We start from the raw sequence: 14,787 nt of genomic DNA, 5'->3' as shown, positions 1-14,787 counted from the left end.
GGTGGCTCTCCTTCTCCCACAAGGGGAGAGGTCTTAAGCCCCGAACTCGGCCGCCTGCCGCAGAATCTCGCGCGCCAGCGGCTCATACACCGTGCGCTCGCCCCCACCTTCGGGCGTGCGGAACAGGCCGACGTCGCAGTGGCGGTCGTTGTCCCAGCCGGGATAGGCCAGCACCGGATACATGCAGATCCCCTGGATCGGCGCGCCGGCCGCCATCGCCGCGCGGACCTCCTCGCAGACATAATGGAACCAGGGCGCGCGCGCGTTCCGCTCCGCCCCGGTTTCCGAGATGATCATCGGGCGGCCGTAGCGGGCGTGCACTACCGTCAGCAATTCCTGCATGTCGGTATAGGCGTGGTGGCCCATGGGGATGGTCGGGCCGGCGAAGTACCACTGGTTATGCGGATAGTAGTTCAGGCCGACGATATCGAGCAGCTCGGGCCGGCCGCCCAGGTCCTCGTCGCGCCGCCCGGCGATCATGTCGAAGGCTTCGAATTGGCTGTTGTGGTGCGCGTCGGCGGCGTCGTTGAGGTGCGGCTCGGTGCGCTCGACCTTGATCAGCGGCTCGCACCAGACGAAGCGGGCGCGCTCGTCCACCTTGAGACAGGCTTCAGCCCCGGCGATGGCGGCGCGCACCAGCTGGCGCTTCAGCTCCGGCCCGCGTCCCTTTTCGGCGGGGAAGAAATAGCCGACGTCGCCCGCCGACCAGGTGAAGAAACTGATCTCGTTGATCGGGCACCAGACCGGCGCCGCCCCGTCCATCTCCTCGGCGAACACGCGGGCGGCGGACTCGGCGAAGAAGGCGAACCGCTCGACGAAACGATCCGACCAGATGTCGATGAAGTTCGGCCAGCCGTAATGGCAGATGTCCCAGATCACCTGCACGCCCGCAGCCTTGGCCGCGCGCAGCATCGGCCGCCAGCTCGACCAGTCGTAGACCCCCGGCGCCCGCTCGATCAGGTGCCAGCGCAGGCCGTCGCGGATGGTCTTCATCCCCATCTCGGCGCAGGCGCGGTAGTCCGCCTCGACCCGCACATCGTGCTGGGTGGAGACGATCAGGTCGAGCCTGCGCCCGTCGCGCCGCTTCTGGGTCGAGCACTCGAAGCCGGCCATAAAGAAGCTGGCGAAGGGGGATGGGGCGATCATGGGTGCTTTCGGATAACGAGGCGCTCGGGCCCCCGGAGATGGGTCAGGAATGAAGCGGGGTCACGGGCAAGGTCAGCACCCCGCTCCGCACCGGGGTCAGGTCCTTCCAGGCGGCGACCAGTTCCTTATAGGCGCGACCGACCGGGCGGATATTTCGGTCCAGGTCGTAGAGGCCGAGCGGGTTCACCGTCCCTCGCACCTCGCGCAGCATGTTGTCCCAGTCGACCTGGTCGGTGATCGAGTACCAGGTGAAGCCGATGATCGGCACCCCGACCTCGCGCACCCGCAGCACGTTGGCGAACTCCTTGCGCAGCCAATGCACGCCCTCGTCGCCGTGCGGACCCTGGGCCACGTTGGTCTCGGTGTGCATCACCGGGATGCGATAGCGGTTGAAATACTGGCGGGTGATCTCGCCGTAGCCCAGCACCTCGCCGCCGCCCTCGACCCGGCCGTCGGGGAACACCCACTGCTCGGAGGACGGGTAATAGTCGTTGCCCAGGATACAGCGCGCCCGGGTCGTGTTGTGCTGGAAGAAACCGTACTCCTCGCGCGTCATGCCATTGTCGAGCAGGTACTCGTACATGTTGGCGTCGACCGGGTGGCCGTAGTTCAGGTCCAGCGACAGGTAGCGGTGGGCGTTGTGGAAAGCGGCGCGGGCCTGCGCGCCCGGCAGGGCGGCGTGATAGTGCTCCGAGGACTCGCTCTGCACGAACATGGCGTCCGGACGCGTCTCCAGGATAGCCTGCATGGCCAGGATGTTGGCCTTGACGATGTGCTTCAGTGCGGTGACGAAGCTGCGGTCGCCGGTCAGCCGTTCGTTCCACCAGCCGGTCAGGGCCGAGAACTTGGCGCAGATGTACATCTCGTTCACCGGAGTGAACATCTGCACCCAGGGATAGCGCCGGGCGAAGGCGCGGGCGTAGCCCTCGAACAGGCGCGGGAAGTCGGGGTTTTGGAAATCGCCGATCCAGTCCGGCACGCCGAAGTGGCAGAGGTCGGCGATGGGAGTGATCCCACGCCGCCGCAGATCGTTCAGCGTCTCGTCGGCGAAGGCCCAGTCGTAGCGGCCCTCGCCGACAAAGGTAGAGAACAGTTGCGGGCCGTAGCGCAGGAAGCCCAGGCCCAGCTCCTGCACCGCGTCGAAGTCCTCGCGCCAGCGGGCGTAGTGGCCGCACAGTTCATACTCGTCGAGCCGCTTGCCGCCGGCGACGATGGGCGCGCTGTTCTCGACCCCGGTGGCGAAGACGAAGCCGGTCATGACGTCCTTATAGGCTTCAGAGCAGGGCGGAACTGGAGCTGATCGGTCCCGAGCCCATGCGATGGAACATCAGCAAGGCGATACCGGCCGCGATCAGGTCAATCCCGACGACGATGCCGATCAGCACGGCCGAACCGATCGCATTCATGAAGATCAGCACCACGGCCAACACCAGGTCGAGCACGCCGGACGCCAGCAACCAGCTCCACCGTGCCGTCATCCGGCGGCGGTGGCTCAGCGCGATGCCGATGATGGCCACGCCGTCGATCAGCAGATACAGGCCGAGCAGGACGGTCAGGGCGACCGCGCCGGCGAATGGGTTGACCAGGATTACGATCCCCACCAGCAGGGCGACGATCGCCGACAACAGGCTCCAGCCCCTGGGATGACGCGAACCGCTCCCGAACGCCGAGACCAGGCCGAATCCGCCGCTGAGCACCAAGATGATTCCCAGCACCAGCGATAGGGCGAGGCCCGCCGTCACCGGTAGGATCAGGGCGGCCACCCCGAGCACGATGAGCAGAACGGCCTCGGCCGTCAGCAATGTCGATCGGGTTGTATGCATTGGAGCCTCCTACCGTTGCTAACGGCCAAGGTGGCGATGCGTTCAACGCCGATACGCCTACGTCCGGCCCTGTTCCACCAACCGGCCGTCCTGCAGCGCGAACACTCGGTCCATGAAACTGGCGAGCTGCATGTTGTGGGTGGCGATCAGGGCCGCGATGCCCTGGATGCGAGCCAGGTCGAACAGGCTCTGGAACACCGCGCCGGAGGTGGCGGGGTCCAGGTTCCCGGTGGGCTCGTCGGCCAGCAGCAGGCGCGGCTTGTTGGCCAGTGCGCGGGCGATAGCCACGCGCTGCTGTTCGCCACCGGAGAGCTGGCCAGGCTGATGCTCGATCCGATCGGCCAGTCCAAGCTGGGCCAGCAGCCCCTTGGCCCGCTCGCGAGCGGCGGGACGCTTGGCGCCCTGGATCATCTGCGGCAGGGCCACGTTGTCCAGCGCGCTGAACTCGGCCAGCAGGTGGTGGAACTGGTAGACGAAGCCGATGGTGTCGAGCCTGAGCTTGGAGCGGGCGTTGTCGTTCAGCTTGGTGCAGTCGACACCGGCCACCGACACCTGGCCGGCGGTCGGATGCTCCAGCAGGCCCGCGGCGTGAAGCAAGCTGGACTTGCCCGATCCCGACGGCCCGATCAGGCCGACGATCTCGCCCGGCCGCACGTCCAGGTCCACCCCCCGGAGCACGACCAGGTCGCGGCCGGCGCCGGTGACGTAGGTGCGCTGGACGCCGCGCAGGGACAGGACGGGGGCGTCACTCATAACGCAGCGCCTCCACCGGATCGAGGCGCGACGCCCGCCAGGCCGGCGGCAGGGTGGCGACGAAGCTCATCAGCAGCGACCAGGCCACCACGATGGCCACCTCGCTCCACTCGATCCGAGCGGGGATCTTAGAGAGGAAGTAGACGTCCGAGCCGAACAGGGTGGTGTGGGTGATCGCCTCCAGCGCCGTCTGGATCTGGTCGATGAAGGTGCAGAACAGCGCGCCGATGAGCAGGCCGGCGAAGGTGGCCGACGCACCGATCATCGCCCCGCACATGAAGAAGACCCGCAGCACCGAGCCCTGGCTGGCGCCCATGGTGCGCAGGATGGCGATGTCGCGTCCCTTGTTCTTCACCAGCATGACCAGGCCCGAGATGATGTTCATCACCGCGATGCCCACGATCAGCATCAGGATCAGTCGCATGACGCTGCGCTCGACCTGCAGGGCGGTGAAGAAGCTGTGGTTGCGGTCGCGCCAGTCGGTGACAATCGCGGCGGGCCCGGCGGCGTGGGTGATCAGCGAGCGCATGTGATCGATGTTGTCGGCGTTGGCCAGATCGACCTGGACCATGTCCACGCTCGCATCGCGCCCGAAGAACAGCTGCGCCTGGGACAGCGGCATGTAGACGAAGCTGGAGTCGTAGGCGCTCATGCCCACGGTGAAGATGGCCCCCACCGTGTACGCCTTGCGTTGGGGCGTGGAGCCGAAGGCGGTGCTCGGCCCATTGGGCGACATCAGGGTCAGGCTGTCGCCGACGTGCACGCCCGCCGCCTGGGCCAGGCCCGAACCGACCACGATGATGTCGCCGCCGTCCTCGCCCTCGCCGAAGCCCTTCAGCGAGCCGTCCTTGATGTTGGTGGCGATGATGCGGGTGGCGTTCAGGTCGGCGGGCGTGATTCCCCGCACATAGGCGCCGCTGACCTGCTCGGGACCGACCACCAGCGCCTGGGCCTCGAGCACCGGCAGGGCCTGGGTCACGCCCGGCAGGGCGCGGATGCGCTGCAGCAGGGGCTCACGGTTGGCGCCGTTGATGGCGGGCCCGTTGACGTAGGCGTCGCCGTTGAAGCCGATCATCCGCCCGATCAACTCGGTGCGGAAACCGTTCATCACGCTCATGACGATGATCAGCGTGGCCACCGCCAGCAGGATGCCGATGAAGGAGATCCACGACACCAGCGTGACCCCGCCCTCCTTGCGCTTGGCCCGCAGATAGCGGACCGCCAGGATGCGTTCCCACAAGCCGAAGGGACGGACGTCAGACATGGTGGCCTCCCTTCCCCCTCGAAGGGGGAAGGGCGGGGATGGGGGTGAGCGCAGACCGTCCTGGCGAAGGGCGATTGAGGCGGCGCGGCCTCATCGGCATTTCTGGAAGCCGGAGCGGCCACACCCCCACCCCTGCCCCTCCCCCTTCGAGGGGGAGGGAAGTGCTCGGCCCCCTCACGCCCCCAACGCCTTCAGGGCGTCGGCCAATGGCAGGGTCTGGCGCTCACCGGTGGCGCGGCGCTTCAGCTCGACCACGCCGTCCTTCAGACCCTTGGGCCCGATGATCAACTGCCAGGGCAGGCCGATCAGGTCCATGGTGGCGAACTTGCCGCCCGGCCGCTCGTCGCTGTCGTCCATCAGCGGTTCCTTGCCGGCCGCCGTCAGCGCCGCATAGGCCTGCTCGCAGGCGCCGTTCACCTCGGCGTCTGAGGGGCGCAGATTGACGATGGCGACGCCGAAGGGGGCGACCGCATCGGGCCAGACGATGCCGGCCTCGTCGTGGCTGGCCTCGATGATCGCCCCCAGCAGGCGCGAGACGCCCACCCCGTAGGAGCCCATCTGCACCGGCCGCTCGACCTGGTCGGGACCGGCCACCACCGCGCGCATCGGCTTGGAGTACTTGTCGCCGAAGAAGAACACCTGCCCCACCTCGATCCCCCGCGTGGAGATACGGCGCTCTTCCGGGGTGTCGCGCTCGAACCGTTCGGCGTCGTGGACGTCCTCGGTGGCGGCGTAGGGGGTGGTCCACTGGTCGATGATCGGGGTCAGGTCGCCGCGATAATCGACGTCCTCGGGCGGGATCGGCAGGTCGAGCACCGCCTTGTCGCAGAACACCGCGCTCTCGCCGGTCTCGGCCAGGACGATGAACTCGTGGGACAGGTCGCCGCCGATGGGTCCGGTCTCGGCCCGCATCGGGATCGCTGTCAGCCCCATGCGCGAGAAGGTGCGCAGGTAGGCCACGAACATGCGGTTGTAGCTGGCGCGCCCAGCCTCTTCGTCCACGTCGAAGGAATAGGCGTCCTTCATCAGGAACTCGCGCCCGCGCATCACCCCGAAGCGAGGTCGCTGCTCGTCGCGGAACTTCCATTGCACATGGTAGAGGTTCTTGGGCAGATCCTTGTAGGAGCGCACCGAGGCGCGGAATATCTCGGTGATCATCTCCTCGTTGGTCGGCCCGTAGAGCAGCTCGCGCTCGTGCCGGTCGGTGATGCGCAGCATCTCCTGGCCGTAGTCGTCGTAGCGCCCAGACTCCCGCCACAGGTCGGCAAGCTGGAGCGTGGGCATTAGCAGTTCGATGGCGCCCGCGCGGTCCATCTCCTCGCGCACGATCTGCTCGATCTTCTTCAGCACCCGCAGGCCCAGCGGCAGCCAGGCGTAGATGCCGGCGGCCTCCTGGCGGATCATGCCGGCGCGCAGCATCAGACGGTGGGAAACGATCTGCGCCTCGGAAGGGGTCTCCTTCAGAACGGGCAGGAAGTAGCGCGACAGGCGCATTGGGACCCTTGGGGCGAGTGGAATCGAGAGCCGACCTTCTAACGGTCGCAACGCCAAGCATGCAAAGGGAAAGCTGTGGCGAAAAAAAAGCCGCGCGGATGAACGCGCGGCTATTAAGTCGATCGGGCCACTCGAACGACAACCATCACAGTTGTCGATAACCATCCTGCCCCCGCTTGCGCCACGCGTCGCCGGGCGAGCGAGCGGGACAGGCCGGAAAACCGGACACGCCTATTTTGCGGGCGCGTGGGGGAATTCCCGCCGCGGGAACGGGCAGGATCAATACCGCCCGCTTCGGAGTTCTTGAGAAATCGCCCCTTCGCAGGTGCGAAATCCGAGCCGTCCAATTCCATCCGCCTTCGGAAAACCCCGCCTACGCCCCCGCGCCATCCAAGGCGCGCCGTCACAAGGATCGCCCATGCCTCGCAGACTCGTCATCGTAGCGGCCGCCGGCGCGCTGATCGCACCGCTGGTGTCGGGGTGCGTCACCTACCGCGAGACCCAGCCCGCCCACGCCGCCACCGAGCTGCTGCTGACGAGCCACGCCGCCGAGATCGCCGCCGACAAGCTGGCGACCGCCCTTTCCGCCCGCTCCCCGGTTTTCCTCGACGTCAGTCACTTCAAGGGCGACAGCGCCGACTACGCGATCGGGGCCATAGACGCCGCCTTCATGCGCCACGGCATGACGCTGGCGCCGGACAAGAAATCTTCCAAGGTTACGGTGGAGCTGCGCCTCGGCGCGCTGTCGATCGACCAGAAGGACGTCGTGTTCGGTCTGCCGGCGGAGACCCTGCCGATCCCTGGCACCATAACCGCCTTTCCGATCCCGGAAATCTCGTTCTATTCGTCCAACCGCCGCATCGGCGTCGCGGAGTTCTCCGCCTTCGCCTATGACAGCGCGAGCGGCGCGCCCATCGCCTTCGCCGGCCCGGTCTCAGGCGAGCGCAGGCTGGTCCAGAAGCGCTATCTGACCTTCATCACCCGCGGCAAACGGCTGGAAGCGCCGCACGACGCTCCGCCCACACAGCCGTAGTCCTTGTCTGTCTTAGCGTTGGGTGTGGGTGTACTGCGTCCTTCGAGACGCCCCTTCGGGGCTCCTCAGGATGACGAAACGTATTGAATAAAAAACACATTCGTCATCCTGAGGAGCGCGTAGCGCGTCTCGAAGCACGCAGCGGTCCCGTCGCAGTGCGCCGCTACGACCGGAATGACCGCAAACTCAGGGCAGTTGGGGGATCGGGATCAGGTTGAACTGCACCACGATCCAGATCAGGGCGGTGATGATCGCGGCGACCCAGGTGGTGGTCAGGGCTTTGCGCTTAAGGTTCGGATTGACCGGCGAGCCGGGGTCGGCGCCCTGCGGCAACCGTACGCCGGTTTCCTCGTGATTGCGGATGCCGAGCGGCAGGATGGCGAACAGACTGATCCACCAGACCACGAAATAGATCGAAAGCGTCCAGACCGGTCCCATCGTCATTGGCCTGTCACGCGCCCGGATAGAGGCGTCAAGATGGTCATGAACCTCAATGCCCCCCGCCCGGCTCTTGCATCAGCTCGACCAGCACCCCGCCCGCGTCCTTGGGATGCAGGAAGATCACCGGCACGCCATGGGCGCCCATGCGCGGCTCACCCGTCCCCAACACGGTCGCGCCCTTGGCCCGCATCTCATCGCGCGCCCGCAGGATGTCGGGCACCTCGAAGCAGACGTGGTGCTGCCCGCCCTTGGGGTTCTTGGCCAGGAAGGCGTGGATCGGGGACGCTTCGCCGTAGGGCTCGATCAACTCGATCTGGGCGTTGGGCAGATTGACGAACGCGACCCACACGCCCTGTTCCGGGAGCGCCCTCTTGGCCGTGATGTCGGTCGCGCCGAAGAGGTCGCGATACATCTTGGCCGCTTCGTCGATCGAGGGAGTGGCCACGCCGACGTGGTTCAGTTTGCCGATCATAGTCCTTCTCCACCTTTCCCTCTCCCCTTGCGGGAGAGGGTGGGGCCCGATGCGCAGCAATGGGAGGGTGAGGGGTCGACGGACGCTATCCGGACGGGTCAGTGAGACCCCTCATCCTCCCCACGAAGTGGGTCCCCTCCTTCTCCCGCAAGGGGAGAAGGAAAAGCTACAGCCGCGTGACCAGGGTCTCCACCACCGGCCGCCGCTCCCAGATCCGTTGCGAGGCGCGCTTGAGCGCCCGCGCCACGGCCTTGCGCACCGCGGTGTCGTCGGCGCGCTGCTCGGCGCTCAATTCCTCGACCGCCTCCTCGGCGTCCTCGGCCAGGTCGTCCAGCGCCTCTTTCAGCGGGTAGTCGTCATCGCCCGGCAGGCCGATGGCGCGCACTTCGGCGTCGGCGGCCAGCTTGTTCTTGCGGTCCAGCGTAACGGCGACCATCAGCACGCCGTTGGTCGCCGCGTGGCGACGCTCGCGCAGGGGATCGCTGTTCTCCGGGGTCAGCACGCCGCCGTCCAGGAACAGGCGACCGGCTGGCACCTCGTCGATGATCATGGCCGGACCCGGCGCCAAGCGAACCATGTCGCCGTTGCGAGGGGCCAGGGCCTGGGGCACCTGCAAGTCGCGGGCGAAGGCCATGTGCTCGATCAGGTGGCGACGCTCGCCGTGGGTCGGGATGGCGATGGTCGGGCGCGCCCACTGGTACATCTGCGCCAGCTCGTCGCGGCACGGGTGGCCGGAGACGTGGATGCCGGGATGGTCGCGGTCGGTGTAGATGCGCACGCCCCGGTCCGACAGCTTGTTCTGCAGGTTGCGGATCGGGATGTCATTGCCCGGGATGATGCGCGAGGAGAACAGCACGCTGTCGCCCTGCCCCAGCTTGATATGCGGGTGCGAACCCTCGGCGATGCGCGAGAGCGCGGCGCGCGCCTCGCCCTGGCTGCCGGTGCAGAGGAACAGGATCTGATCGGCCGGAACGCCGCCAGCGTCGCGGTCGTCCACGAACGGCTTCAGGTCCTTCAGGAAGCCGACCGAGCGGGCGGCCGCCGACATCCGGTGCATCGAGCGGCCCAGCAGGCAAACCCGGCGGCCATTGGCCTCGGCCGCGCGGATCACGCTGTCCATGCGCGCCACGTTCGACGCGAAGCAGCCCACGGCCACCTTGCCCTTGAGCGTGCCGATCAGGTGGTCCAGCGCGATGCGGACATCGGCTTCCGAGCCTGCCGACCCGTCGACGAACACGTTGGTGCTGTCGCAGACCATGGCCAGCACGCCCTCGTCGCCGAGCTTGCGCAGCGCGTCGATATCGGTGGGCGCGCCCAGGATCGGGTCCGGGTCGATCTTCCAGTCGCCGGTGTGCAGGATGGTGCCCAGGGGCGTCTTGATCGCCATGCCGTTGGGCTCGGGAATCGAGTGGGTCAGGGTGATCAGGGTGATGTCGAAGGGCCCGATCTGGATATTGCCCGACAGCGGCACCTCGGTGATCGACACCTGGTCCAGCAGGTTCTTGTCGCGCAGCTTCTCGCGCACCAGGAAGGCGGTGAAGGGCGTGGCGTAGACCGGCGCCTTGATCCGCGGCCACAGCCAGCCGATGGCGCCGATATGGTCCTCGTGCGCGTGGGTCAGCACGATAGCCAGCACGTCCTCGGCGATCGTCTCCAGATAGGCCGGGTCGGGCGTGATGATCTCCACGCCGGGCGTGGTCTGGTCGCCGAAGGTGACGCCGAGATCGACCACGATCCACTTGCGCGCGTGCGGAGGGCCGAAACCGTATAGGTTCAGGTTCATGCCGATCTCGTTCGACCCGCCAAGCGGCAGGAAGACGAGTTCGTCGTTTTCAGTTTTCTTCATCTAGTCCTTATGTTGCCGTTACGGCGTACGATTTCCAGTAGTCCCCGCAGGGTAAGTTCGGGATCGAATGTATCGATCTTGTCGGTTGCGCCCTCGAACAGCGAGGCGACGCCGCCGGTGGCGACGGTGCGCATGGGCTTGCCGTATTCGGCGCGAATTCTATCCACCAGTCCCTCGATCAGGGCGACATAGCCCCAGAACACCCCGGACTGCATGGCCTCCACCGTACCACGTCCGATGACGTGTGCGGGCTTGGCGATAGCGACGCGGGGCAGACGGGCGGCGGCGGTGTGCAGCGCCTGCATGGACAGGTTGATGCCGGGCGCGATCAGCCCGCCCTCGAACCCGCCGTCCGGGCCCACCACGTCGAAGGTGGTGGCCGTGCCGCTGTCGATCAGGATCAGCGGGCCGCCATAGGCGGTGAAGCCGCCGATGGCGTTGACCAGACGGTCGGCGCCGGCCTCGGCCGGCTTCTCGATGCGGATGTCGATGCCCAGTTCGGCGTTCTCGCCCACCACCAGGGGCTCGACCTTGAGATAGCGCCGGGCCAGGTTCTTGATGTTGAAGATCGACTGCGGGACCACGCTGGAGATCACGCAGTCGTCGACCGCCGACATCTCCATCTTCTGCATCGCCAGGAGTTGGTGCAGCCAGACCGCGTATTCGTCGGCGGTGCGCGCCATCTCGGTGGCGGTGCGCCATTGGGCGATCCACGTCTCGCCGTCGTGCAGGGCGAAGGTGGTGTTGGTGTTGCCCTGCTCGATCGCCAGCAGCATCAGCGCGGCTCCCCAATGACGTCCGGGAAGAACACGTCGCCCGCCGTGATCCGCCGCGCCGAACCATCGGCCAGCCGTAGACGCAGGGCGCCGTCCGCCTCCAGCGCCTCGGCCACGCCCTCGACGGTCTCGCGGTCCAGCCGGGCGATACAGGCGCGGCCCATGTCGGCGGCGGCGGTCCAGGCGTCGCGGATCGGCTCGAACCCGTAGTGTGTCCAGACCTCAAGCCAGCGGGCGAAGGCGCGGGACAGTTCACCGAGCGCCGCATCCGGCGACAGGGGCGCGGCGATGTCGGCGCGCAAGTGGTCCTTGAAGCTGGTGGCGGGGCGTTCAGACGCCTCGGGCGGCGAGGCCAGGTTCACTCCGACGCCGACCGCCAGCCACAGGCGCCCGTCCCCGCGCTTGCCGGACTCGATCAGCACGCCGCTGACCTTGCAGTCGCCGACCAGCACGTCGTTGGGCCACTTCAGCCGCACCAGCGCCTCGGGGACCTGCAGCACGGCCAGGTCCCGCACCGCCAGCGCGGCGACGAAGGCGATCTCGGCGGCCTCGGCGGGCGGTTTGTCCACGACGGTCAGCAGGGTGGCGGCGAGGTTGCCCGCGCCGGTCTCCCAGATGCGCCCACGACGGCCTCGGCCGGCGGTCTGGCGACGCGCGGTGATCCACAGCGGGCCAATCTCGCCAACCTCGGCGCAACGGCGCGCCTCGGCGTTGGTGGAGTCGAGTTCGTCGAAATGCAGGACAGGCGTATCCGTCGCCGTCCCGATCTCCCGGGTCGTGGCCGCGAGGGCCATGATCTCAGTTCAAGCCGAAGGCGGACGCGGCGGCGCGGGACAACGGGTCGAGCAGGGCCAGGGCCGGCAGCACCACGGGGAAGGAGAAGGCCGCCGCCGCGAACGCCACGCCCCGCGCATCCATCGGCGCCGCGTCGGTGCGCCCGGCGGGCGGGTCGAACCACATGGTCTTGATCAGGCGCAGGTAATAGAAGGCCGCCACCACGCTGGACAGCAGGCCGAGCGCGGCCAGCCACCCCAGGTTGGCGTCGGCCGCGGCCTTGAACACATAGACCTTGCCCCAGAAGCCGGAAAACGGCGGCAGGCCCAGGCCCGACAGGGCGAAGGCGGTCATGCACAGCGCGATGCCCGGACGCTCCTTCATCAGCCCCGCCATGTCCTCGAACTTCTCCATCGGCCGGCCGTCGCGCGAGAGGGCGGTGAGGCAGGCGAAGAAGCCGGTGACGTCGATCAGGTACAGGGTCATGAACACCAGCATCGACTGCACGCCTTCCTGCGTGCCGGTGGACAGCCCGACCAGGGCGTAGCCGACGTTGGCGATCGAGGAATAGGCCCACAGGCGCTTGAGGTTCTTCTGCGCCAGGCCGGCGAAGGCGCCCCAGACCATCGAGATGATGGCGATGGCGATCAGCACCTGGCTCCACTGCTTCACAGCACCGGGGAAGCCGTTCTCCAGCACCCGCGCGAACAGCACCAGGGCCGCCATCTTGGGCGCTGCGGTCATAAAGGCGACCACCGGCGTCGGCGCGCCCTCGTAGACGTCGGGCGTCCACATGTGGAAGGGCGCGGCGGAGGCCTTGAAGGCGATGCCGCACATCAGGAACACCACGCCGAAGATCACCCCCGTGCCCGCGCCCGCATGGACGGCGGCGGAGATATCGACGAAGCGCGTGGAGCCCGCGAACCCGTAGATCAGCGAGGCGCCGTACAGCAGGATGCCCGAGGAGAGCGCGCCCAGGATGAAGTACTTCAGCCCGGCTTCGGAGGCCTTGGAATCGTCGCGCTGGAAGGCGGCCATGACGTAGAGGGCCAGCGATTGCAGCTCTACCCCGATATAGGACGAGATCAGGTCGCCGGCCGAGGCCATCATGCCCATGCCCAGCGCCGCCAGCAGGATCAACACCGGATACTCGAAGCGGCTGTTCTTGACCCGCTTGAGCCAGGGTTCGCCCAGCAGGATGCCCACCGCGCTGATCAGATAGATCACCACCTTGGAATAGACCGCGGCCGCGTCCTGCACGAAACCGCCATGGAAGGCGGCGCCGCGCGGGCCGAGCACGGCCGCCGCCGCTGCGACGACCAGCACCAGGCCTGCGCCGGAGGCGATCAGGCGGGTGGACTTGTTCCCGAGGAACGCGCCCAGCGCCAGCAGCGCCAGGGCGCCGATGGACAGGATCAGTTCGGGGAGCGCGATGGAGAGCGCGCCTTCAAAGGTCATGGGTAACGTCCCCTCACCCGCCGGCGCCGGCGCGCCAGAGGTCGATCAGGTGATTGACCGACGCCTGCGTCACGCCGGTGATGAAATGCGGATACACGCCCAGCGCCAAGGCGCCGAAGATCAGCGGAGCGAAGATCACCACCTCGCGCCAATCCAGGTCGGTGATGGCGGCGAGCTTGGGATTGACCAGTTCGCCGAACACCACGCGCCGATACAGGCTCAGCGCATAGACCGCCGACAGGATCACGCCGGTGGCGGCGAACAGGGCGGTGGTGGTCGAGGCGCCGTAGGCCCCGGTCATGGTCAGGAACTCGCCGACGAAGCCGGACGTGCCCGGCAGGCCGACATTGCCCATGGTGAACAGCATGAACACCGCCGCATACCAGGGCATCCGGTTCACCAGCCCGCCGTAGAAGGCGATCTCGCGGGTGTGCATGCGGTCGTAGATCACACCCACGCACAGGAACAGCGCGCCCGAGATCACCCCGTGCGACAGCATCTGGAAGATCGCGCCCTGGACGCCCTGCAGGTTGCCCGAGAAGATGCCCATGGTGACGAAGCCCATGTGCGCCACCGACGAATAGGCGATCAGCTTCTTCATGTCGGTCTGCCGGAAGGCGACCAGCGAGGTGTAGACGATGGCGATCGCCGACATGGCGAAGATCAGCGGGGTGAAATAGGTCGAGGCGTAGGGGAACATCGGCAGGCTGAAACGCAGGAAGCCGTAGCCGCCCATCTTCAGCAGCACGCCGGCCAGGATCACCGAACCCGCCGTCGGCGCTTCCACGTGGGCGTCGGGCAGCCAGGTGTGGACCGGCCACATCGGCATCTTGACCGCGAACGAGGCGAAGAAGGCCAGCCACAGCCAGATCTGCAGGCCCGGCGCGAAGTGGTAGGCCGTCAGGGCCGGGATCGAGGTGGTGTGGGCGATACCGGCCATGGTCAGGATCGCCGCCAGCATCAGCACCGAGCCGGCCAGGGTGTAGAGGAAGAACTTGTAGGCCGCATACACCCGGTTCTTGCCGCCCCAGATGCCGATGATCAGGAACATCGGGATCAGGCCGCCTTCGAAGAAGACGTAGAACAGCACCAGGTCCATGGCGCAGAACACCCCGATCATCAGGGTCTCCAGCACCAGGAAGCAGATCATGTATTCCGCCACCCGATTGCCGATGGACTTCCAGCTGGCCAGGATCGCCAGCGGCATCAGGAACGTGGTCAGCAGCACGAACAGCACCGAGATGCCGTCCACGCCCATCTGGTAGTGGACGCCGGCGAACCAGGTGAGGTCCTCGACGAACTGCATGCCGGTCTGGGCGGGCTTGAACGCCAGGATCGGCAGGATCGACAGGGCGAAGGTGGCGAGCGTCACCGCCATGGCGATCCAGCGCGAGCTGTTGGCCACCGCGGCTTCGTCGGCCTTGGGCGCGAACAGGCGCATCGCCAGGATGGCGACCACGCCGACCATCGGCGCGAAGGTGACGAGGCTGAGAATACCGGTCATCGC

General features: G+C 67.2%; 14 protein-coding genes. 1 reads left to right on the top strand and 13 read right to left on the bottom strand.

Features of this window, described 5'->3' with window-relative positions:
- Positions 1–33: 33 nt before the first annotated feature.
- From GSQ87_RS18380 to proS, 6 genes are all read right to left on the bottom strand, one after another.
- Complete coding sequence (locus tag GSQ87_RS18380) at positions 34–1,146, bottom strand: beta-glucosidase (protein ID WP_158916936.1); 1,113 nt, start codon at positions 1,144–1,146, stop codon at positions 34–36.
- 43 nt (positions 1,147–1,189) lie between these two features.
- Positions 1,190–2,404, bottom strand: a complete 1,215-nt coding sequence (locus GSQ87_RS18375; RefSeq protein WP_158916934.1) for a family 1 glycosylhydrolase — start codon at positions 2,402–2,404, stop codon at positions 1,190–1,192.
- A gap of 16 nt (positions 2,405–2,420) precedes the next feature.
- Positions 2,421–2,969, bottom strand: coding sequence for an HdeD family acid-resistance protein (locus tag GSQ87_RS18370; protein ID WP_158916932.1), 549 nt, complete (start codon positions 2,967–2,969; stop codon positions 2,421–2,423).
- 57 nt (positions 2,970–3,026) lie between these two features.
- Positions 3,027–3,722: an ABC transporter ATP-binding protein gene (locus GSQ87_RS18365; protein ID WP_158916930.1), complete on the bottom strand. Its 696-nt coding sequence runs from the start codon at positions 3,720–3,722 to the stop codon at positions 3,027–3,029.
- Positions 3,715–4,986, bottom strand: a complete 1,272-nt coding sequence (locus tag GSQ87_RS18360) for a lipoprotein-releasing ABC transporter permease subunit (protein WP_158916928.1) — start codon at positions 4,984–4,986, stop codon at positions 3,715–3,717. The genes GSQ87_RS18365 and GSQ87_RS18360 overlap by 8 nt, the downstream gene beginning before the upstream one ends.
- 174 nt (positions 4,987–5,160) lie before the next feature.
- Positions 5,161–6,480, bottom strand: a complete 1,320-nt coding sequence (gene proS, locus GSQ87_RS18355; RefSeq protein ID WP_158916926.1) for a proline--tRNA ligase — start codon at positions 6,478–6,480, stop codon at positions 5,161–5,163.
- Positions 6,481–6,898: 418 nt separating this feature from the next.
- On the opposite strand from proS, the gene GSQ87_RS18350 reads away from it, so the two are divergent.
- Positions 6,899–7,513 carry a DUF6655 family protein gene (locus tag GSQ87_RS18350; RefSeq protein ID WP_158916924.1) on the top strand — a complete coding sequence of 205 codons (615 nt, stop codon included), beginning with the start codon at positions 6,899–6,901 and terminating at the stop codon, positions 7,511–7,513.
- 186 nt (positions 7,514–7,699) lie between these two features.
- Here the strand turns inward: GSQ87_RS18350 and GSQ87_RS18345 are convergent, their stop codons facing one another.
- The 7 genes from GSQ87_RS18345 to GSQ87_RS18315 all read right to left on the bottom strand — a co-directional run bounded on the left by GSQ87_RS18345 (position 7,700) and on the right by GSQ87_RS18315 (position 14,784).
- Complete coding sequence (locus GSQ87_RS18345) at positions 7,700–7,957, bottom strand: DUF1467 family protein (RefSeq protein WP_254063074.1); 258 nt, start codon at positions 7,955–7,957, stop codon at positions 7,700–7,702.
- A gap of 46 nt (positions 7,958–8,003) precedes the next feature.
- Entirely contained in the window at positions 8,004–8,426 is a 423-nt protein-coding gene (gene mce, locus GSQ87_RS18340; protein WP_158916922.1) for a methylmalonyl-CoA epimerase, read from the bottom strand.
- 166 nt (positions 8,427–8,592) lie between these two features.
- On the bottom strand, positions 8,593–10,272 hold the full coding sequence (locus GSQ87_RS18335) for a ribonuclease J (RefSeq protein WP_158916920.1): 1,680 nt from the start codon (positions 10,270–10,272) through the stop codon (positions 8,593–8,595).
- Positions 10,269–11,051: a type III pantothenate kinase gene (locus tag GSQ87_RS18330; RefSeq protein WP_254063170.1), complete on the bottom strand. Its 783-nt coding sequence runs from the start codon at positions 11,049–11,051 to the stop codon at positions 10,269–10,271. Before GSQ87_RS18330 ends, GSQ87_RS18335 begins: the two co-directional genes overlap by 4 nt.
- Entirely contained in the window at positions 11,048–11,842 is a 795-nt protein-coding gene (locus tag GSQ87_RS18325; RefSeq protein WP_158916916.1) for a biotin--[acetyl-CoA-carboxylase] ligase, read from the bottom strand. The genes GSQ87_RS18330 and GSQ87_RS18325 overlap by 4 nt, the downstream gene beginning before the upstream one ends.
- Positions 11,843–11,846: 4 nt before the next feature.
- Positions 11,847–13,280 carry an NADH-quinone oxidoreductase subunit NuoN gene (nuoN, locus tag GSQ87_RS18320; protein WP_158916914.1) on the bottom strand — a complete coding sequence of 478 codons (1,434 nt, stop codon included), beginning with the start codon at positions 13,278–13,280 and terminating at the stop codon, positions 11,847–11,849.
- 13 nt (positions 13,281–13,293) lie between these two features.
- Complete coding sequence (locus GSQ87_RS18315) at positions 13,294–14,784, bottom strand: NADH-quinone oxidoreductase subunit M (RefSeq protein ID WP_158916912.1); 1,491 nt, start codon at positions 14,782–14,784, stop codon at positions 13,294–13,296.
- Positions 14,785–14,787 lie beyond the last annotated feature (3 nt).

This window comes from Caulobacter sp. S45 (assembly GCF_009765965.1).
Taxonomy (GTDB): domain Bacteria; phylum Pseudomonadota; class Alphaproteobacteria; order Caulobacterales; family Caulobacteraceae; genus CAHJWH01.
Note: the sequence above shows the minus strand (reverse complement) of the source record. Positions and strands in the feature narration are given on the sequence as shown.

Bases quoted from the DNA above. Each gene is read 5' to 3' on its own strand.
- GSQ87_RS18380 (WP_158916936.1), bottom strand. From the start codon at position 1,146: ATGATCGCCCCATCCCCCTTCGCCAGCTTCTTTATGGCCGGCTTCGAG.
- GSQ87_RS18375 (WP_158916934.1), bottom strand. From the start codon at position 2,404: ATGACCGGCTTCGTCTTCGCCACCGGGGTCGAGAACAGCGCGCCCATC.
- GSQ87_RS18370 (WP_158916932.1), bottom strand. From the start codon at position 2,969: ATGCATACAACCCGATCGACATTGCTGACGGCCGAGGCCGTTCTGCTC.
- GSQ87_RS18365 (WP_158916930.1), bottom strand. From the start codon at position 3,722: ATGAGTGACGCCCCCGTCCTGTCCCTGCGCGGCGTCCAGCGCACCTAC.
- GSQ87_RS18360 (WP_158916928.1), bottom strand. From the start codon at position 4,986: ATGTCTGACGTCCGTCCCTTCGGCTTGTGGGAACGCATCCTGGCGGTC.
- proS (WP_158916926.1), bottom strand. From the start codon at position 6,480: ATGCGCCTGTCGCGCTACTTCCTGCCCGTTCTGAAGGAGACCCCTTCC.
- GSQ87_RS18350 (WP_158916924.1), top strand. From the start codon at position 6,899: ATGCCTCGCAGACTCGTCATCGTAGCGGCCGCCGGCGCGCTGATCGCA.
- GSQ87_RS18345 (WP_254063074.1), bottom strand. From the start codon at position 7,957: ATGACGATGGGACCGGTCTGGACGCTTTCGATCTATTTCGTGGTCTGG.
- mce (WP_158916922.1), bottom strand. From the start codon at position 8,426: ATGATCGGCAAACTGAACCACGTCGGCGTGGCCACTCCCTCGATCGAC.
- GSQ87_RS18335 (WP_158916920.1), bottom strand. From the start codon at position 10,272: ATGAAGAAAACTGAAAACGACGAACTCGTCTTCCTGCCGCTTGGCGGG.
- GSQ87_RS18325 (WP_158916916.1), bottom strand. From the start codon at position 11,842: ATGGCCCTCGCGGCCACGACCCGGGAGATCGGGACGGCGACGGATACG.
- nuoN (WP_158916914.1), bottom strand. From the start codon at position 13,280: ATGACCTTTGAAGGCGCGCTCTCCATCGCGCTCCCCGAACTGATCCTG.
- GSQ87_RS18315 (WP_158916912.1), bottom strand. From the start codon at position 14,784: ATGACCGGTATTCTCAGCCTCGTCACCTTCGCGCCGATGGTCGGCGTG.